This window comes from Georgenia sp. SUBG003 (assembly GCF_000715355.2).
Lineage (GTDB): Bacteria > Actinomycetota > Actinomycetes > Actinomycetales > Actinomycetaceae > Georgenia.
This window is the reverse complement of record NZ_CP180204.1, coordinates 3,870,045-3,887,611: the sequence shown is the minus strand read 5'-3', so window position 1 is coordinate 3,887,611 and position 17,567 is coordinate 3,870,045. Positions and strand designations below refer to the sequence as shown.

The 17,567-nt window shown below is 71.1% G+C and carries 16 protein-coding genes, 1 tRNA gene, 12 pseudogenes and 1 riboswitch; of the genes and pseudogenes, 7 read left to right on the top strand and 22 right to left on the bottom strand.

Translation table 11 applies throughout. The features are described from left to right. Nucleotide 1: 1 nt before the first annotated feature. On the bottom strand, nt 2–292 hold the full coding sequence (locus tag DA06_RS20740) for a DUF4287 domain-containing protein (protein WP_043499233.1): 291 nt from the start codon (nt 290–292) through the stop codon (nt 2–4). Nucleotides 293–343: 51 nt separating this feature from the next. Beyond that, nucleotides 344–658: a VOC family protein gene (locus DA06_RS20735; protein WP_418605916.1), complete on the bottom strand. Its 315-nt coding sequence runs from the start codon at nt 656–658 to the stop codon at nt 344–346. A gap of 24 nt (nt 659–682) precedes the next feature. Here DA06_RS20735 and DA06_RS20730 point away from each other — a divergent pair. Beyond that, a pseudogene (locus DA06_RS20730) lies at nt 683–1,197 on the top strand (enolase C-terminal domain-like protein); the annotation flags it as partial. Between the two features lie 226 nt (nt 1,198–1,423). Here the strand turns inward: DA06_RS20730 and DA06_RS20725 are convergent. From DA06_RS20725 to DA06_RS20715, 3 genes and pseudogenes are all read right to left on the bottom strand, one after another. Beyond that, nucleotides 1,424–1,496, bottom strand: a tRNA-Asn gene (locus tag DA06_RS20725). A gap of 60 nt (nt 1,497–1,556) precedes the next feature. Continuing rightward, on the bottom strand, nt 1,557–1,697 hold the full coding sequence (locus tag DA06_RS20720; RefSeq protein ID WP_418605915.1) for a hypothetical protein: 141 nt from the start codon (nt 1,695–1,697) through the stop codon (nt 1,557–1,559). Between the two features lie 278 nt (nt 1,698–1,975). Further along, nucleotides 1,976–2,311: pseudogene (locus tag DA06_RS20715) on the bottom strand (NADH dehydrogenase subunit D); the annotation flags it as partial. Between the two features lie 284 nt (nt 2,312–2,595). Between DA06_RS20715 and DA06_RS20710 the strand changes: the two are divergent. Next, the gene (locus DA06_RS20710) at nt 2,596–2,952 is read left to right on the top strand and encodes a hypothetical protein (RefSeq protein ID WP_418605913.1); all 357 of its coding nucleotides are present in this window, start codon (nt 2,596–2,598) and stop codon (nt 2,950–2,952) included. 555 nt (nt 2,953–3,507) lie between these two features. Here DA06_RS20710 and DA06_RS20705 read toward each other — a convergent pair. From DA06_RS20705 to DA06_RS20690, 4 genes and pseudogenes are all read right to left on the bottom strand, one after another. After that, entirely contained in the window at nt 3,508–3,726 is a 219-nt protein-coding gene (locus tag DA06_RS20705; RefSeq protein WP_418605912.1) for a hypothetical protein, read from the bottom strand. A 46-nt stretch (nt 3,727–3,772) separates the two neighbouring features. Continuing rightward, nucleotides 3,773–4,832: pseudogene (locus DA06_RS20700) on the bottom strand (translational GTPase TypA); the annotation flags it as partial. Between the two features lie 161 nt (nt 4,833–4,993). After that, nucleotides 4,994–5,320 (bottom strand): thioredoxin, encoded by a 327-nt coding sequence (gene trxA / locus DA06_RS20695; RefSeq protein WP_043504064.1) that lies wholly within the window; start codon nt 5,318–5,320, stop codon nt 4,994–4,996. A 78-nt stretch (nt 5,321–5,398) separates the two neighbouring features. Then, nucleotides 5,399–5,755, bottom strand: a complete 357-nt coding sequence (locus DA06_RS20690) for a hypothetical protein (RefSeq protein ID WP_418605910.1) — start codon at nt 5,753–5,755, stop codon at nt 5,399–5,401. A 10-nt stretch (nt 5,756–5,765) separates the two neighbouring features. On the opposite strand from DA06_RS20690, the gene DA06_RS20685 reads away from it, so the two are divergent. Further along, nucleotides 5,766–6,152, top strand: a complete 387-nt coding sequence (locus DA06_RS20685) for a glycosyltransferase (protein ID WP_418608130.1) — start codon at nt 5,766–5,768, stop codon at nt 6,150–6,152. Between the two features lie 143 nt (nt 6,153–6,295). Further along, nucleotides 6,296–6,805, top strand: a complete 510-nt coding sequence (locus tag DA06_RS20680; protein ID WP_043504050.1) for a hypothetical protein — start codon at nt 6,296–6,298, stop codon at nt 6,803–6,805. Between the two features lie 561 nt (nt 6,806–7,366). Here the strand turns inward: DA06_RS20680 and DA06_RS20675 are convergent. Then, nucleotides 7,367–7,420, bottom strand: a pseudogene (locus DA06_RS20675) (hypothetical protein); the annotation flags it as partial. Nucleotides 7,421–7,675: 255 nt separating this feature from the next. Here DA06_RS20675 and DA06_RS20670 point away from each other — a divergent pair. Both DA06_RS20670 and DA06_RS20665 read left to right on the top strand, forming a co-directional pair. Continuing rightward, nucleotides 7,676–8,069, top strand: a pseudogene (locus DA06_RS20670) (4-hydroxy-3-methylbut-2-enyl diphosphate reductase); the annotation flags it as partial. A 309-nt stretch (nt 8,070–8,378) separates the two neighbouring features. Continuing rightward, a pseudogene (locus tag DA06_RS20665) lies at nt 8,379–8,708 on the top strand (response regulator); the annotation flags it as partial. Nucleotides 8,709–9,017: 309 nt separating this feature from the next. Then, a riboswitch (FMN riboswitch) is annotated at nt 9,018–9,152 on the bottom strand. On the opposite strand, the gene DA06_RS20660 reads toward DA06_RS20665, so the two are convergent. The 10 genes and pseudogenes from DA06_RS20660 to DA06_RS20615 form a co-directional block, all read right to left on the bottom strand. Next, entirely contained in the window at nt 9,112–9,774 is a 663-nt protein-coding gene (locus tag DA06_RS20660) for a glycerophosphoryl diester phosphodiesterase membrane domain-containing protein (protein WP_418605909.1), read from the bottom strand. Its footprint overlaps the riboswitch before it by 41 nt. Nucleotides 9,775–10,021: 247 nt before the next feature. Continuing rightward, nucleotides 10,022–10,654 (bottom strand): annotated as a pseudogene (locus tag DA06_RS20655) (ribonuclease E/G); the annotation flags it as partial. Nucleotides 10,655–10,728: 74 nt separating this feature from the next. Continuing rightward, a complete protein-coding gene (locus DA06_RS20650; protein WP_418608129.1) occupies nt 10,729–11,427 on the bottom strand; it encodes a TerC family protein in 699 nt (232 codons plus the stop codon). Continuing rightward, nucleotides 11,310–12,137, bottom strand: coding sequence for a DUF3140 domain-containing protein (locus DA06_RS20645; protein WP_418605908.1), 828 nt, complete (start codon nt 12,135–12,137; stop codon nt 11,310–11,312). The genes DA06_RS20650 and DA06_RS20645 overlap by 118 nt, the downstream gene beginning before the upstream one ends. Nucleotides 12,138–12,213: 76 nt before the next feature. Beyond that, nucleotides 12,214–12,982: pseudogene (locus tag DA06_RS20640) on the bottom strand (MMPL family transporter); the annotation flags it as partial. Between the two features lie 585 nt (nt 12,983–13,567). Next, nucleotides 13,568–14,434: pseudogene (locus tag DA06_RS20635) on the bottom strand (DUF6328 family protein); the annotation flags it as partial. Between the two features lie 14 nt (nt 14,435–14,448). Continuing rightward, nucleotides 14,449–14,940 carry a universal stress protein gene (locus DA06_RS20630; RefSeq protein ID WP_418608128.1) on the bottom strand — a complete coding sequence of 164 codons (492 nt, stop codon included), beginning with the start codon at nt 14,938–14,940 and terminating at the stop codon, nt 14,449–14,451. A gap of 6 nt (nt 14,941–14,946) precedes the next feature. Next, a pseudogene (locus DA06_RS20625) lies at nt 14,947–15,045 on the bottom strand (universal stress protein); the annotation flags it as partial. Nucleotides 15,046–15,059: 14 nt separating this feature from the next. Continuing rightward, a pseudogene (kgd, locus tag DA06_RS20620) lies at nt 15,060–15,681 on the bottom strand (multifunctional oxoglutarate decarboxylase/oxoglutarate dehydrogenase thiamine pyrophosphate-binding subunit/dihydrolipoyllysine-residue succinyltransferase subunit); the annotation flags it as partial. Then, nucleotides 15,680–16,021: a hypothetical protein gene (locus tag DA06_RS20615; protein WP_418605907.1), complete on the bottom strand. Its 342-nt coding sequence runs from the start codon at nt 16,019–16,021 to the stop codon at nt 15,680–15,682. The pseudogene kgd and the gene DA06_RS20615, both read right to left, overlap by 2 nt. Between DA06_RS20615 and DA06_RS20610 the strand changes: the two genes are divergently transcribed. After that, nucleotides 16,020–16,283 carry a hypothetical protein gene (locus DA06_RS20610; RefSeq protein ID WP_418605906.1) on the top strand — a complete coding sequence of 88 codons (264 nt, stop codon included), beginning with the start codon at nt 16,020–16,022 and terminating at the stop codon, nt 16,281–16,283. The genes DA06_RS20615 and DA06_RS20610 overlap by 2 nt on opposite strands. On the opposite strand, the gene DA06_RS20605 is transcribed toward DA06_RS20610, so the two are convergent. Both DA06_RS20605 and DA06_RS20600 read right to left on the bottom strand, forming a co-directional pair. Continuing rightward, entirely contained in the window at nt 16,273–16,875 is a 603-nt protein-coding gene (locus DA06_RS20605) for a hypothetical protein (RefSeq protein WP_043504007.1), read from the bottom strand. The genes DA06_RS20610 and DA06_RS20605 overlap by 11 nt on opposite strands. A gap of 126 nt (nt 16,876–17,001) precedes the next feature. After that, nucleotides 17,002–17,567, bottom strand: a pseudogene (locus tag DA06_RS20600) (carbon starvation CstA family protein); the annotation flags it as partial.

Here is a 17,567-nt window from a genome sequence, read left to right as displayed (position 1 = left end):
GTCACGCCGGACGGGTCGCCTTCCCGTCGAGCCAGAGCGTGTCCGACTCGTCGCTGTGCGTCGCGCCGGTTCCGACGTGCTTGGTGCTGATCCGCGGGCCGTTCCTGATGACGTGCCACACGGCCATCGCGTGGCCGCGACCGAGGCCGTAGTCCTCCTTGAGCCAGGCGACGACGTCACCGGCCTTGGCGCCCGGCTGGTCGAGACCCTTGCTGCGGGCGATCTCGAGCAGCTCGCGCGGGGTGAGTCCGGTCTTGTCCTCGATCGTGTCGAGGTAGGCCTGGAACGACATGGTGGAGTCCTTTCTACGACCGAGACGTTGCGGGGGGCGGCCGCAGGGTCGCTACGCGCTCGCCTGCGCCGTCGGGACGTCGGAGAGCTCGGCGATCCGGATGTGGTTGCCGAACGGGTCGCGCAGGCCGAAGTCCAGGCCGTACGGGCGACGCTCCGGCTCGTCGGTGATGTCGACGCCGCGCTCGACCAGCTGCTCGTACATCGCCTGTGCGTCGTCGGTGGTGAAGAAGAGGTGGCCGCCGGCGGCGCCCTTGGTCACGAGGTCCCGGACCTGCTCGGCGGTGCGGTCGTCCATCGACGGCGGACCCGGACGCTCCAGCAGGATCTGGTGGCCGTCGGGCGTCCTCACGGTGAGCCACCGCATGAACCCCAGGTCCTGGTCGTGACCATGGCCGAGTTCCGCCGGGCCACGGGACTGCCGACTGCGACCAACATGATCGCCACCGACTGGCGGCAGATGGCCCACGCCGTGCGCTCGGGCGCCGTCGACATCCCCCTGGCGGACCCGCACTTCTGGACGATGCGCGGATCCGTCCGTGTCGCCCAGCTCTGCCGCGACTTCGGGCTCACCTGGGGCTCCCACTCCAACAACCACTTCGACATCTCCCTGGCGATGTTCACCCACGTCGGCGCGGCCGCGCCGGGTGAGATCACCGCGCTGGACACCCACTGGATCTGGCAGGACGGCCAGGCGCTCACCCGCGAGCCCCTGCAAATCCGGGACGGCCGCATCGCCGTACCGGACCGGCCCGGCCTCGGCGTCGAGCTCGACCGCGACGCCCTCGCCGCCGCGCACGAGCTCTACCTGCAGCACGGTCTCGGCACCCGCGACGACTCCGTCGCGATGCAGTACCTCGTCGAGGGCTGGACGTTCGACCCGAAGCTCCGTGCCTGGTCCGTTGAGCCCCACGTCACGAAGGAGTGCCATGACCGCCGGACCCGCGAGATCGCCGACGTCAAGGGCACGCTCCAGCGAACCGACCCGTCCGACCCGGGCTACGGGCAGATCTTCGCCCAGCTCATGGAGCTGGAGAACCGGCGCCGCTCGCTCAGCCAGGAGTGACCGCCGCCTCCCGGCCGGCGAGCGGAAACGACAAAGGCCCGGAACCGTTGGTTCCGGGCCTTGCTGCTCCCGCGACTGGACTCGAACCAGTAACCGTCCGATTAACAGTCGGATGCTCTGCCTATTGAGCTACGCGGGATCGGCGAGATGAGACTCTAGCAAAGATCCGAGGCCGTCCGACCCACGGGCCGGGGCTCGCTCATGTGGGAAGCCCCACAGCAGATCGGGCGCGTCGCTCGAGGTCGTCGATGAGCTGGCGCTCCGCGTCGTCGCCGCGCAGGGCCCCCTGGACGGTGATCTGCGAGAGCAGGGCGCCGCTGTCGTCCCGGCGGATGTTCACGCGGACGAAGGCCCCGCCGGGCGTGTCCAGGCTCTCGGTGTGCACCACCGAGGACTGGACCCGCTCGCGGAGGGTCGAGGTGAACGGAGCGACCTCGTCGCCCGCGGGGCGCAGCACGAGCGGGGCCACGGTCCCGTCGACCCAGGCGACCGTGAACTCGCCCGCCTCGCAGCAGCGCGGAGCGCGGCTGCGGGTACCGCGAGATGATCTCGGCGGCCTCGGCGCGCAGGCGCGCGTCGGCCTCGGGTGCGAAGGTCTCGCTGGACATCAGCGGTCCACCCTCCCAGGACGGGGTCGAGCGAGGCGAGCGTCACGACGACGTCGGCCAGCTGCCCGCCCTCGCACATGATCGCCGTGGACTGAAGGTTGGAGTACGACGGGTCCCGGAAGTGGGCCCGGTAGGGGCGGGTGCCGCCGTCGGAGACGACGTGGACCCCCATGACGCCCTTGGCGTGCTCGACCGTGACGAACGCCTGCCCGGCAGGGACGCGGAAGCCCTCGGTCACCAGCTTGAAGTGGTGGATGAGGGACTCCATGGAGGTCGACATGATCTCCTTGATGTGCTCCAGGGAGTTGCCCTGGCCGTCCGAGCCGATCGAGAGTTGGGCGGGCCAGCACCGCCCACCCCGCTCACTCTGCGCCGTCGGCCCGGTGCCGGTGGCGGCCTGGCGCTCCGGGGGAGCCCGGGACGACGGCGGCCCTCGCCGCTCTGGAGCTGGCGCACTGGGGGCGTCGCGGCGCCGGGCGGGGAAGACGCATGTCGGCGGAGGGGCACGGCGGCAGCTCGGCCCGGCCCGGCCCTTAGCTGCTTCGGATGCCCCGGCGCGCCCGGGCTACCGTCGACTGACCCTCGAAGTCCCCCGACCTCGCCCACGGCGGAGGAAGGAGACCGGCACGCGTGTACGACCACGATCTGTTCGTCAAGACCCTCTCGGACTTCGTACGCACCCTGGTCGAGCCCTACGACACCGACGCCGTGCTCGACGATCTCGCCACCACCGTCCGGGAGACGCTGCACCTCACCGGCGCAGGTGTCTCGCTCGCCGACGACGGCGGGATCCGGAGAGCCACCGTCATCCCTCCGCACCTGGTCCCCCTCGAGGACTACCAGCAGGAGCACCAGACCGGACCGAGCGTCGACGCCTTCCGCACGAGCCGTCCGGACGTGGAACGGTGGGAGTACGCGAGGGCGCGTCGGCTTCCTCGAATCGTGCGCCAGCCTCCGCGAAACCGCAGCCGGACCGCTCAGTCCTAGCCCAGCGCCAGCCAGGATGGGAACTGAGTCAGTACGCCGCGGGAAGTGGTCCGAGCGCAGAGCCAGACCGGATCGGAACTGAGTCAGCACGCTACGGGAAGCGGGTCCGAACGCGGCGCCCACGCGGCATTCGGGGCAAGGGCTCTGCATATTGCCCCCCAGGTCCTAAGTCGCGCCAATGCCCAGTCCCGGCGCGAGGCGGAAATGGGGGTCTTCGCGGTTTCACGTGAACTCCGCAGCAGCGCCGAGCGCCGAGCGGCCGAGCGCCGGGGCTGCAGGGGCAGTCGGGGGTAGGTATGGCGGCCGTGCGCGTAACAATGGGCGGCTGGAGATGCCGAGACAGCGCTGGTCGAGAACCGCTGATGCCGGCGACCCAGCGAGCTGGCGCCTCGCCCGTCTTTGTTGACGCGGCACCACGGTCTTGGTACCCCAGACCGGCTGCCTTCGCCGTCTATTCGGCCCGGTCGGCGCACGGGGTGGATCGAAGCGAAGACTCAACCGGCGCGGCGTCGGATTCGAGCTGGGTCGGCGACTGTTGCGTTCTCGCATTCTGTTTCACGTGAAACGTGGCGCCGAACAACCTCTCCGAGCGGCCCTGCGAACAGGTGCACACGGGCCCCCGGGTCGCGGTGACGACCCCGACGCCACCCCCGCCGACGCGGCGCTGGCCAGCAGGCCGCCCGCGCCGAGCGTCTCGTCGTCGGGGTGGGCGAAGACGCCGAGGACGCCGCCCGTGACCAGCGGGGCCCGGGAGATCGCGTGCAGGTCCGTCATGCCCCCATCATGGCCCCCTCGTCCCAGGAACGCAGGCGGCCGCCTCTCAGACCTGGGCCGCCCGCTTGTTGCGCGAGGCGGTGCGGAAGCGCTCCTGGGAGTCGAGGATGACCTTGCGGATGCGCACCGCCTCCGGGGTGACCTCGACGCACTCGTCCTCGGCCGCGAACTCGAGCGACTCCTCGAGCGTGAGCCGGCGCGGCGGCACGAGGTTCTCGAAGGTGTCGGCCGTGGAGGAGCGCATGTTGGTCAGCTTCTTCTCCTTGGTGATGTTGACGTCCATGTCCTCGTTGCGGGAGTTCTCCCCGACGACCTGGCCCTCGTACACCTCGGAGGTGGGCTCGACGAAGAACGAGCCGCGCTCCTGCAGGTTGATCATGGCGAACGGCGTCACCGAGCCCGCCCGGTCGGCGACCATCGAGCCGGTGCTGCGCATCTCGATGGCGCCCTGCCACGGCTCGTACCCCTCGGCGATCGAGGAGGCGATGCCGGTGCCGCGCGTGTCCGTGAGGAACCGCGTGCGGAACCCGATCAGCCCGCGCGCGGGCACCACGAACTCCATGCGGACCCAGCCGGTGCCGTGGTTGGCCATCGTCTCCATGCGGCCCTTGCGCGCGGCCATCAGCTGGGTGACGGTGCCGAGGTACTCCTCGGGCACGTCGACGGTCATCCGCTCCATCGGCTCGTGCCGCTTGCCGTCGATCTCCTTGGTGACCACCTGCGGCTTGCCGACGGTCAGCTCGAAACCCTCGCGGCGCATCTGCTCGACCAGGATGGCGAGCGCGAGCTCGCCGCGGCCCTGGACCTCCCAGGCGTCGGGCCGCTCGGTGGGCAGGACCTTGAGCGAGACGTTGCCGATCAGCTCCCGGTCGAGGCGGTCCTTGACCTGGCGCGCGGTGACCTTGGCGCCCTTCACGCGGCCGGCGAGCGGGGAGGTGTTGATCCCGATCGTCATGGAGATGGCGGGGTCGTCGACCGTGATGAGCGGCAGCGGCCGGGGGGTCGTCGGGGTCGACGAGGGACTCACCGATGGTGATGTCCTCGATGCCGGCCACGGCGACGATGTCGCCGGCGAAGGCCTTCTCCGCGGGCACGCGGTCCAGCGCCACGCGCCGGTTGGGCGCGTCGGCGTCGCGTCGGAGCCGGGCCGCCCCGGGCCCGAGCCGCCGTACGGCAACGTCGACGCCCCCGTCTCCGCGGCGTGGCGGTGACGGGGGCGTCGACGAGCTGGACGCGGACGTCGCTCAGGACTCCTCGCGGGCGACGCTCAGGAGAGGAACTCCGAGAGCTGCTCGGTGAACGCCTTCTTCGGCTTACCGCCGACGATCGACTTCACGAGCTCGCCGTTCTGGTAGACGTTGAACGTCGGGATCGAGACGATGCCGTAACGCTGCGCGGTCGCGGGGTTGGCGTCGGTGTCGAGCTTGACGAACTTCATCCTGTCGCCGTGCGCGGCCGCGATCTCGTCGATGATCGGCGCCATCTGGCGGCACGGGGCGCACCAGGTGGCCCAGAAGTCGACGAGGACGGGACGGTCGGAGCTGAGGACCTCCGCGTCGAACGTCGCGTCGGTGACGTCGCTGACGGTGCTCATGGGTTCCTTTCGGTCGGGTGCCTGAGGGTGGAGGGGCGAGCGGGCCGGCACCAGACGTGGGCCGCGCGTGCGCACGCCTCAGACGATCGACTGCTCGATGCTCGAGCCGATCCCGGACACCACGAGGAGCACGAGGGCCGCCACGATCCAGGGCCCGGCGTTGGCCTTGAAGCCCTGCCAGGCGTAGCGGAACGCCTCTCCGACCGACGCCTTGCGCTGCGTGTACGCCTGCTGGGCAGGGGGCGCCACCGGCGCTCCGCCGTAGGCGTAGCCGGGGGGCTGCCCGTAAGCGGGCTGCTGCCCGGCATAGCCCGGCTGGGACTGCCCGTAGGCCGGCTGCTGCCCGGCATAGCCCGGCTGGGACTGCCCGTACGGCCCGCTGAGCTGCCCGGAGGCATAGGCCGGCGACGTCGTCACCCTCCACGGGACCGTCACGCGCGGGGAGCTGGCCCGGCACTACTCCGGCGCCCACGTCTTCCTCTCGCCGTCGCGGCTCGAGGCGTTCGGGATCGCGGCGCTGGAGGCCCGGGCCAGCGGGCTCGCGGTGGTGGCGGGGCGCGGCACCGGGATCAGCGAGTTCGTCGTCGACGGGGTCGACGGGCTCCTCACCCCCGACCGGTCCTCGGGGCTCGGCGACCCGGCCGCCGACGACGCCCTCGTGGGCGCGCTGGTGCGGCTCGCCCAGGACCGCGAGCTGCTGCGCCGGATCCTCGTCCACAACAGGACGGTCCCCCCTGCGGCGGGCTGGCCGGAGGTCCTTGCGGCCGCGCAGGCCCTGTACGGCCGTTCCCGGTCCCTCGTCCGAGACGAGGGTCACACGCCCGACCTCTGAGGGTCGCGGCTTCTGGGACTTTCGGCTTGCGGAGGGGCGATTTGCCCCCAATATCGTTTTCGTGTCAGGACGGATCAGGCAAAGAGCACGATCCGGAAAACTCGCCGGTGGACCCGGCACCTAGTCCGAGAGGGACATCTGCCATGAAGAACGGCACCGCCAAGCTCGCGGGAATCGTCTCCATCGTCGCCGGCATCGTCTTCATCGTCGCCGGAGCCGTCACCTGGGGTCTGATCACCTCCAACCTCGCCGACCAGAACATCACGGTCGCCGAGGACTCCAAGATGCTGCCGGGCGACGACGTCAACGGCCCGTTCTCCGCCTTCGCCCAGGCGCAGATCATCAACGAGCACGCGCTGGCCGGCACCGAGGGCCGCACCTACGCCGAGCTCGGGGACGAGGTCCGCGCCGCCGAGGAGGCCGGTGACACCGCGCTCGCCGAGGAGCTGCAGGGCCAGCGCACCACGGTCATGAACGCCTCGTTCCTCCGGGCGTCGCTGTTCACCTCGGTGGTCTCCTACGGCGTGGCCGCCTTCGTGATGGGCATGGGCGTCCTGATGCTGATCTTCGGCGCCGCGTTCAACTCGCTCGCCAAGGCCGCACCGGCCACCGTCGCCGCCCGCACGGACGACGGCGTGCCCGCCAGGGTCTGATCCCGCTCGCGCGAGCCCGCCACCTCCACGGGTGGCGGGGCTCCGGCGCGTCCCGGGAGCGGGCATCCCGGAGAGGGCCGTCACGCGAGCGGCGGACCGTCGTCGTCGCGCCGCCCACGCTGCAGGAGCGGGACGAGAAGCAGCGCCAGCGCCGCGACCACGAGCACGACGATCACGGACAGCTGCAGATCCAGCTGGTAGCCCAGCCCCGTGGCGAGGGCGCCGAAGCCCGCCAGCGCCAGCACGAGGCCCAGGACGAGCGTCCCGGTCCGGACGCCGCGCGGCGGCGCCGAGGCGGGGGCGGTGGTGGCCGCCGACCAGACCTGCTGGTCCTCCGGCGTGCGGGTCGACGCGGACCACGCCGGCTCGGTGTACGGGCCGGCCGTCCACGACGGTTCCGCCGGCGAGGCGGACCACGCCGGCCCGGCCGGCGGATAGGCGGACGACTCCGGCTCCGGACGAAGCGGTCGCCGGTGGCCTCCAGGTACTTGGCACGCATGGTTCGGGGATCGCCTGGACCTGCATCTCCGTGTACGTCCCCAGGCGCGCGTGAGCCAGCGCCTCCTCGTCGACGTCGGTGGCGTAGATCTTGACCCGTTCGCGCACGGCGTCCATGCCCATCGCCTCGGCGAGGACCATCGCCAGCGAGTACGCCTCCTCGCCGGAGGCGCACCCCCGCGCTCCACACCCCGCACGTCGTGCCCGTCCCGCCGCTGCAGCAGCTCCGGGACGACCGTCCTCGCGAGATAGTCCCAGGCGTCGGGGTCGCGGAAGAAGCCCGTGACGTTGATGAGGATCGTGTTGAACAGCGCCGTGAACTCGCCCGGGTGGAGCATGAGGTGGTCGTGGTACTGGTCGAAGTCCGTCAGATGCTACGCCACCCAGAACCGGCAGGTCGCGGTCAAGAAGCTGGCGCCGCACGCGGACGTGGTTATCGTCGTCGGCTCCGCGAACTCCTCCAACTCGGTCCGGCTCGTGGAGGTGGCCCTCGAGGCGGGCGCCGGGTCGGCCTACCGCGTGGACAAGGCCGACGAGGTCGACCCCGCGTGGCTGGCGGGCGCCACCAGCGTCGGGGTGACCTCCGGCGTCCGTGCCGGAGATCCTCGTGCGTGACGTGATCAACCGGCTGAAGTCGCTGGGCTACACCGGCGTGGAGGAGGTCCGCACGGCGACCGAGGACATCATGTTCTCGCTGCCGAAGAACCTCCGCGGCGACCTGAAGGCCGCGGGCGAGCAGCCCGACCGCCCGCACCGCGCCCGTCGCGCGCGTGACGCCGCAGCCGCCGGGCGCGGCCACCACCGCCGTCACGGCGATGGCGCCGCCGGAGAAGGCAGCCCGGACCGTCTCCGGGAGTCCGCTCAGGAGGACGGCGGTACTGGTGAGGATCCACAGCGCGGTGGCGACTGCGACCGGCGAAAGGTCACGCCACGGACCGACGCCACGTCTTCCCCCATGGGGACAGACCCTATCGACGGGCACTTCCTCCTGCCGTGCTGAAACGGGGGCAGCGGGACGGTAACGTCGCCCGTAACGGCTGCGAAGCCGCGCCGATTCGCTGACCGGGGGGAAGCTATGGGGGCCGGACACGCGCTCGTGGTCGATGATGACGAGACGATCCGTGAGGTGGCGCAGATGGCGCTGGAGCTCGTCGGCGGTTGGCGAGTGACGACGGCGGCGGACGGCGCCGAAGCCGTCGAGCTCGCCCGCACCCACCGCCCGGACGTGGTCCTGCTCGACGTCATGCTGCCGCGGGTCGACGGCCCCGCGATCCTGAGCATGCTCCGCGCGGAGTCCGCGACACGGGACATCCCGATCATCTACCTGACGGCGAAGGCGACCCCGGGCCGCGAGGAGGAATGGTCCCAGACCGGGGCGACAGGGGTGATCGCGAAGCCGTTCGATCCGATGACGCTCGGGCCGGGATCCACCCGGGCGAGCGCGTCGGTCTCCGCGTGGGCCGTGCCCGCCCCCCGGTGGTACCCCTCGCGAGCACGTCGCCGTGCACGCCGAGCAGCACGCACCCCACCCTGGGGTTGCCGCCGGCGAGCGGCCCCCGGGCCGCCAGCTCGGTCGCCCGTTCCAGCGCGAGCGACTCGACGGTCGCACGTGTGGTCGTGGTCGTCGCCACTGCTCCTCCTGCCTCTCGGCACGGGCGGCCGGGCAGGAGGGTGCGACGAATGGTGGCGCCGGACGGACTGGTCCGTCACGGCGCCACGTGCTGCCTCCCATCCGGACTTTCACCGTCGGTCCCGGAGTTCCACCAGGTCAGCCGGTACCGATGCTGCTGGTACCGGGTCGCGGACTGTCACCGCCGGCTCGGAATTTCACCGACCCCGGAGCACGTGCTTGCTCTGCCGGCGATCCTGCCACACGTGCTCCGGCGACCCGCAACCCGGCCCGAGCCGTCCCCACCCGCCGCACGCCGGTACCGTGGCGGCCGTGATGATCTGGCGCGACGGAGTGGTGCGGGGGCGTTCGCGCCTCCTGGGAGGGAGCGGTCGAGCTCGACGTCGAGATCGTGGGCGGTCCGCCGTCGGCCGTGCCGCCCGGGGCCGATCGAGACGATCATCGTCACGACCATGGCGGTCATGTCGGTGCCCGTGAACGCCATGCCCAGGCTGAGGGGGATCATCAGCGCGTACGAGATGACGCTGACGATGACCACCGCCAGCGCCAGGGAGCCGAAGATCCGCCAGAAGTGGCCGCGGGTCAGCGACCACGAACGGCGCAGCGACTCGAGGACGCCGGTCCGCTCGAGCATGAGGGCGGGGGCGGAGAGCGTGAGCCGCACGGCGAAGAAGGCAGCGCCGACGACGGCGGCGAGGATCACCAGGAGGACGACGATCACGGCCACGGCCGGCGCGGCGTCGCCGAGCGCGGCGACGATGCCGCCGACGAGCAGGGCCGTGAGCACCGCGATCGCCACGACCACGACCACCCACCCGACGCCGAGCAGCAGGGGAATCATCCGGAATGGAATGGAATGGAATGGAATGCAAAGCAATGGAATCAACTGTATTGCAATGGAATTGAATGGAATGGAAGGAATAGAATAGAGTGGAATGGAATGGAACGGAATGGAATGGAATGGAATGGAATGGAATGGAATGGAATGGATCCGGAATGGAATGGAATGGAATGGAATGGAATGGAATGGAATGGAATGGAATTAACCCGAATACAATGGAATGGAATGGAATGGAACGGAATGGAGTGGCCACGGCCGCCGGGTCCTCCGCCGGTGCCTCCTCCGGGGTCTCGACCACCGGCGCCGGAGCACGGCGACCGCGCCGGCGCGACCCGCCGTCGTCGGACCCGTGCGGGCGGGACTCGCCGGACCCGGACCGCTCGACGGGCTCCTCGTGCACGATGAACCCGCGCCCGTTGCAATGCTCGCAAGGAGTCGAGAAGGCCTCGACGAGGCCCTGCCCCACGCGCTTGCGGGTCATCTGCACCAGGCCCAGCGACGTCACCTCGGCCACCTGGTGGCGCGTGCGGTCGCGCCCCAGGCACTCGAGCAGGCGCCGCAGCACGAGGTCACGGTTGGACTCGAGCACCATGTCGATGAAGTCGATGACGATGATGCCGCCGATGTCGCGCAGCCTCAGCTGGCGGACGATCTCCTCGGCCGCCTCGAGGTTGTTGCGCGTGACAGTCTCCTCGAGCGTGCCGCCCGAGCCGGTGAACTTCCCGGTGTTGACGTCGATGACCGTCATCGCCTCGGTCCGGTCGATGACCAGCGAGCCGCCCGAGGGCAGCCAGACCTTTCGGTCCATGCCCTTGGCGAGCTGCTCGTCCACGCGGTACTCGGCGAAGACGTCCTTCTCGCTCGTCCAGTGCCGCATGCGGGCACGAGCCTACGGCATATCGGCTGGTCGAAGGCAAGTGTTTCCCGGCACATCGGAATGTCTGGGGCGGGACCTCAGTGCTGAGGACCGTGGTGGCCGCCGGGCTGGGCGACGTGCGCCGAGCCTTCGCGATCACCGCCGCGGCGTGTTGCCACGAGGCTGGTGGCGGTGACCACGGCCAGGATCACCAGGATCACCACCAGCGACAGGATCGTGGGAATCTCCGGGACGCCCGCCCACTCGCCGTGCGCCCAGTGCAGGACCAGCTTGACGCCGATGAAGCCGAGGATGGCCGCCAGCCCGTAGCCGAGGTGCACGAGCTTGCTCAGGGCCCCCTGGAGCACGAAGTACAGCGCGCGGAGGCCGAGCAGCGCGAACGCGTTGGTCGCGAAGACGAGGTAGGGATCGCCGGTGATGCCGTACACGGCGGGCACCGAGTCGACGGCGAACACGACGTCCGTGGCGAAGACCGCCGCGACGACGACGGCGAGGGGCGTGAGCATGCGGCGCCCGCCCTCGACGACACTCATCCGGGGCCCCCGGTAGTCCTCGGTCACCGGCATGAACCGCCGCAGCACGCGAACCGAACGCATCGACGACACGTCGACGTCGTGCCCGCTCCCCGTGAGCTGGTCACGAAGGATCTTGGCGGCGGTCACCAGGAGGATCGCCCCGAAGAGCAGGAAGGCCCAGCTGAAGTTGGCCAGGACCGCCGCCCCCAGCGCGATGAAGATCCCGCGCAGCACCAGCGCGCCCACGATTCCGAACAGCAGCACGCGCTGCTGCAGGACGGCCGGACCGCGAACGCGGAGAGAAGCAGCATGAACACGAACAGGTTGTCGACCGAGAGGGACTTCTCCACGAGGTACCCGGTCAGGTACTCCACACCCGTGGTGGATCCGTAGCGGGCCCAGATCCACCCACCGAAGGCCAGCGGCAGTGCGATGTAGAAGACGCTCCAGCCCACGGCCTCCTTCATGGAGACCTCGTGGGGCCTGCGCGTCACGAGGAAGTCGAGGACGAGCAGGGCGAGGACGAAGCCGATGGTCACCGCCCACAGCGTGGGCGTTCCGATCGTCGTCAGCGCGGGGTCAGCGGGCGCAGTGCTCTCGAGGGGCAGCAAAAGACCCCCCCAACACCCGAACCCCCCCCGGCCCGAAGGCCGGGTTCGGTGCATCTCACGCACGGCCCACCGCCGCTGCGCGGTGCGCATCCCCGCCGGCGCGCCAGCGTCGTCCGCCGGGTCAGTCCTTGAGTGGGTCGTGTCCCCCAGTTCATCAGGGGAGTAGCGCCACCTCGTGCGCTCCACGTCCCCGTCCGGGCGCTGGGCGAGGTGCCGGTGGACGTACCCGACGACCTTGCGCATGTGCGCCTCGTCGTCCTCGTTCAGATCGCCCTTCTTCTTCCGCAGCAGCGTCTCGAGGCGGTACCCCGGGACCTCGGGGACCGTGCTGGGACGGGGGCGACGACGAAGGCGGGCCATGACGCGACCCAAGCACCTGCCGCCCGGCGCGGCGGCCGTCCTCCACAGCCGCGGGCGGTGGGCGCGAGCCTGTGGATCAGTCCTGCGGTACCCGGCGCTGCCACGGCCACCAGGCCGCGCGCCCGAGGTCGTGGATCACGCCGGGCACCAGCAGCGACCGGACCACGAAGGTGTCGACGAGCACGCCCGCGGCCACGATGAACGCCAGCTGCACGAGGAACAGCAGCGGGATGACCGCCAGTGCGCTGAACGTCGCTGCCAGCACCAGTCCCGCCGACGTGATCACGCCCCCCGGTCACGGCCAGGCCACGTTCCACTCCCCTGCGGGTGCCGTGCTGCAGGGACTCCTCGCGCACGCGGGTCATGAGGAAGATCGAGTAGTCGATGCCCAGGGCGACGAGGAAGACGAACCCGTAGAGGGGCACGGTCGCGTCTGCGCCGGGGAAGCCGAGCACGTGGTTGAACACCACCGCGCTCAGCCCCATGGTTGCCCCGAACGAGAGGAGGTTGGCGGCGAGCAGCACCAGCGGCGCGACGATCGAGCGCAGCAGGAGCACGAGCATGAGAAAGATGGCCACCAGCACCACCGGGATGATCGTCCGCAGGTCCTTGGCGGCAGTCTCCTGGGTGTCGAGACGCTGAGCGGCGGCCCCGCCGACGAGGGCGTCCGGGTCGACGTCGTGGACGGCGGCGCGCAGATCCGCCACCGTGACCAGGGCCTGCTGCGTCTCGGCCGCGTCCGCGGTGACGACCCGGATCTGCACCCTGCCGTCGACGACGAGAGGCTCGCCCGCCTGCGCGCCGGCGGGCTGGCCGCTCTCCGCACCGGTCGGTGCCCCGCCCTCGCCCCCCCCGACCAGCATGGTGTCGCCCGGCCGGCCGTAGGCGATGACCCGGTCGCGACGCCGCCGGACATGGTGTCCTTGATGTAGAGCAGGTTGCCGCGCCGCACCGCGAACGTGTCGGTGCCGTTCCCGTCCCAGTCCCCGACCAGGATCTCGTCGTCCGGCTTCCCGTAGTAGATGACCTGGTCGGCGACGCCCGACGTGACGGAGTTCTTGACGTGGTACTCGCGGCCGCGGCGCACGGTGAGGGTGTCGACCCCGTTCCTGTCCCAGTCGCCGACCAGCACGACGTCGCCGGGGCGGCCGTAGACGAACTTCCTGTCGGCCGGGCCGGAGGTGTTGGAGTTGCGGACCTCGAAGTACTGCTGCGTCCGAGCCGCGGGGGTGTCGGAGCCGTTGCCGTCCCAGTCGCCGACGATGATGGAGGAGCCGAGGGCCCCGTAGGAGAAGACCACGTCGGAGGACGCGGTCAGCGCGGTTGTTGAGGTAGACGGAGCGCAGGGGAGAGCTGGGCGCGGGCGTCGCCGGGGCCGGCGCCGTCACGGGCGGGTTCGTCCTGCTCCTGACCGCTGTGCGCATCAGCGCGTCCCGCAGCTGTGCGACGAGCCGGTCCAGCGCGGCACGCCGGTTCTGCAGCTGGGAGCGGTGCTCGGCCGCGACGACCGTCAGCACGCCGGAGACGAGCCGGCCGCCCAGGCGGTCCACCACCCGGCCCCGCTGGACCTCCGAGAACGCGGGCGAGCTCGCCACGTCGAGGGACAGCTCGACCCTGGAGTCCGTGGTGTTGACCCCCTGACCACCGGGGCCGGACGCGCGCGAGAAACGCCACCGCAGCTCGGAGGGGTCGAGACGGACGGTGGAGGTGACGCGGATCGGGCCGCTCACGCGCCGGCGCCGCTTCCGGCGGGGGAGGTGGCGTCGTCCGCGGCCCTCTGCCCGGGGTGGCCCTGCGCGTCCCGCCCAGCCTCCTCCCGGGCCGCACGGCGCCCGAAGGCGAGCGGGGCCACCAGCCAGCCGACGATGACCAGCACCAGCACCGCGCCCGCCACGGCGATAGCCGTGGACCTGCCGACCACCACGTCGAAGACCAGCAGCACCCGTGCCCACCACCACGAGGGCGAGCGAGGAGAGTCCCGCGAGCGCGATCCGGTGCCCGGTCCGGACGGTGACCATCTTCATGCGCCGCTGGAAGAGGAGCCGGTGCAGGCTCACCGGCGCGATCACCAGGATCGTGGTGAGCGCGGCGAGGAGGACCAGGGCGAGATAGATGCCGACCTGGACGTCGTCGAGCTCGTCGAACCTCGACTGGAACGGCAGGGTCAGGAGGAACCCGGTGAGCAGCTGCACGCCCGTCTGCGTGACGCGGAGCTCCTGGAGCAGCTCGTTCCAGTTCCGGTCCGCGCGCTCGTCGGGTGTCTCGTGACGGCCCTTGGTCGTCTCCTCCTCGCCCATCCGCCCGCCCTCCGTCAGACCCCGGTCCGGAGCATCAGCCTAGTGGGGGCGGTTCCTGGTGCACGCGCACCACGAGCACGAGAGGGGCACGGTGCAGCACGCCGCGCGCCACAGACCCCAGCCGCACCGCGCGCAGCCCCCCGCCGCCCGCGGCTCCCGACCACGACGACCGAGGCGCGGTCCGTGACCGACACGAGCGCCTCCACCGGGTGCTGGCGCACGAACACCTCCTCGACCGGCACGCCGGGGTAGCGGGCCGACCAGGCCTGGACCTCCGCGCTCGTGCGCTGCCGGGTCTGGGCGGTCGCCTCCCGCAGGAGGCCGTGCACCTGGTCGTCGGCGTACCCCGGCGGCGCGGACTCCTTCTCCGTCGCCAGCACCACCAGCACACCGGTCCGGCGGCGCACCGCCTCCTCGAACGCGTACTCCATCACCTCGGGCGTGCCGCCGCCCGGGTCCGCGCCGACGGCGACCGGTCCGCCGTCGTCGACGGCCTCCTCGCGCACCACCAGCACGGGCCCGCGGGCGTGCGCCGCCACCTTCTGCGAGACGGAGCCGAGCAGCGGGCCCGCGACCCGCCCCAGCCCGCGGGCTCCGACGACGACGAGGGAGGCTCGTTCCGAGGCCGGCCGCGGTGGGCCATGGCGATGCCCACCTCGTCGAGACCGTCCGCGGCGGCGCCCGTCAGGACGGTGTCCAGGCAGCCGGGATGAGGGACTCCCCGCCCTCGAGGGAGAAGCGCTTCTGCCCGACGTACTTGGTCTGCAGGAAGGTCTCGAACGCCTCGGCCTCGTTGAGCTTGCGCAGGATCCGCAGCTGCTGCTCGCGGGTGGGCTTGGCGTACGGGGTCTCCAGCCGCTCCTGGAACCAGGTGCGCTGGGCGCGGTCGGCGATGTGCATGTACTCGACGCCGATGGTGCGGCAGTAGGAGTCGCGCAGGCGGCCGAGGATGTCGCGCAGCGTCATCCGTGCGGCCTTGCCGAAGCGCCGGTGGGGAAGGTGCGCTCGAGGTCCCACAGGGTGAGGCCGTAGTTGGTGATGTCCAGGTCGGGGTGCCGGCGCTGGCGGTAGGCGAGCGGGTCGGTGTCCGCCATGAGGTGGCCGCGCGAGCGGTACGCGTGGATCAGCTCGGCGATGCGCGCCGGCTTGCCCATCTCGTGCTCGGGGTCGTACTCGACGTCGTTCTTCCACCGCACGGGCTCGTACGGCACGCGCAGGGCGGAGAAGACCCGGTCGTAGAAGCCGTCAGGTGCTGTCCTTGGGGATGTACAGCCCGCTGCCGGAGGGGTGGTCCAGGGCGACGATAATGTCGGCGGTGAAGTCGTCCCAACCCTGGCGCATCGGCTCGTTGAATCGGATCAGGACCGACCGCTTGCGGCCCTTAACCTCCACGCGCAGGTCGCCGAACTCTTCCTTGAGCTCGCGTCGCACGGCGTTCGCGGCGCGCTCCTTCAGCGCGAGCGGACCGCCGTTGCCAGGCCCGTACTCGCCGTCGGGATCCGGGACGACGACGCCGAGATCGACGTCGACCAGGGGGGGTGAGGGCGTCGCCGTGCGCGACGCTGCCGTTGACGTAGGTGCGTGCATGGTCGCCACCCGAGGAGAACTCTTTGCGCAACGCGATGGCGACGGCGGTGCGTCGTCGCTTTGCCTCGGCGATCTCCTCGGGGTGGACCTGAATGCGCTCGAGCGCGTCCGCGACGCCAGGACGACGGCGGCCGCGACGGTGGCGAGGACGGCCGCCGACGCGGTGGCGGCGACCAGGGTGACAGCCGCGCGGTTCGCGGCGGAGGCGGGAGCGCAGGTGGTGCCGGCTCCGCGCCGGAAGCTCGACGCGCTCATCGGGTGATGGGGACGTCGGTGAACTCCGGAAGCTCGTCGAGCACCCGGATGTCCACCGTGTCGATGTCGTCCTCCGGTGCCGCGTAGACGCCCCACCACACCACGGGTTCGCCGTTGGTCACCATGGTGTGCACCGTGTCGGACGACCACTCCGTCGGGGCGCCGCCGACGACGTCGTACTCCTTGAGGTTCTCGCGGTCGACCAGCGTCGGTGCGAAGCGGCCGGCGTGCCCGACGATGTCGTAGATGTTGACCTCCTCCGCGTCGCTGACTGAGGAGAAGTCCGGGGTGAACACGAGGCGCAGCGTCATCACGGCTCCCTCGACCACCAGGGAGTGCACGCCGATGGTCGCCGAGTCGTCGCTCCCGGGCACGTCGTAGGTCTGCTCGGCCTGCACGTCGGCGGGGTCGACGTCCGCCACGCCCGCGCCGGTGGCGTCCGGGGAGCCGCTCTCCGCCGCCCCGGTGTCCTCGCCCTTGCTCGCGGCAGGTGCCGTCGCGGCCCCGGCCGGAGCGGCGTCGTCACCGCCCGCCGAGCACGAGGTCAGCAGGGCCAACGCCATGGCGGTGGCGGTCGCGATCGGGGCGCGGCGCTTCATTCACTTCTCCTTCGGACAGACGGTGCCGAGGGGGAGGGTATCGGACGCGTCGTGTCGGAGACCACGGGGAACCGGTCGGCCGGGCAGCGGGCCAGCCGTGGACCGGTCGGCCGGTCGGCGGGCGCACGCGTTGTGCTGCGCCCAGTACCCGACCGTCGGGACCGGCGAGAAGATCTTGTACAGGGACGCGGTGACGGTCACCACGGTGGCGAACGCCAGCGGCAGCACCACGACCCACAGGTGCTTGAAGGTGCCGCGCTTCGCGACGATCGCCATGACCACGGCCAGCGCGATGGCCGCGAGCAGCTGGTTGGAGATGCCGAACAGCGGGAAGAAGGTGTTGATGCCCCCGAGCGGGTCGGTCACGCCGAGAATGAGGATGTAGCCCCAGCCCGCCACCATGAGCGCGGTGCCGATCCAGGCACCCGGGCGCAGGACGTGTCCTTGAACCTCGGGACGAAGTTCCCGATCGCGTCCTGGAGCATGAACCGGGCCACGCGCGTGCCGGCGTCGACGGCGGTGAGGATGAACAGCGCCTCGAACATGATGGCGAAGTGGTACCAGAAGCCCATCAGGGCGGTCCCGCCGAACCACTGGTTCATGATCGTCGCGATGCCGACGGCGAGGGTCGGGGCGCCGCCGGTGCGGGAGACCACCGACTCCTCCCCGACGTTCGCCGCGAGGCTGGTCAG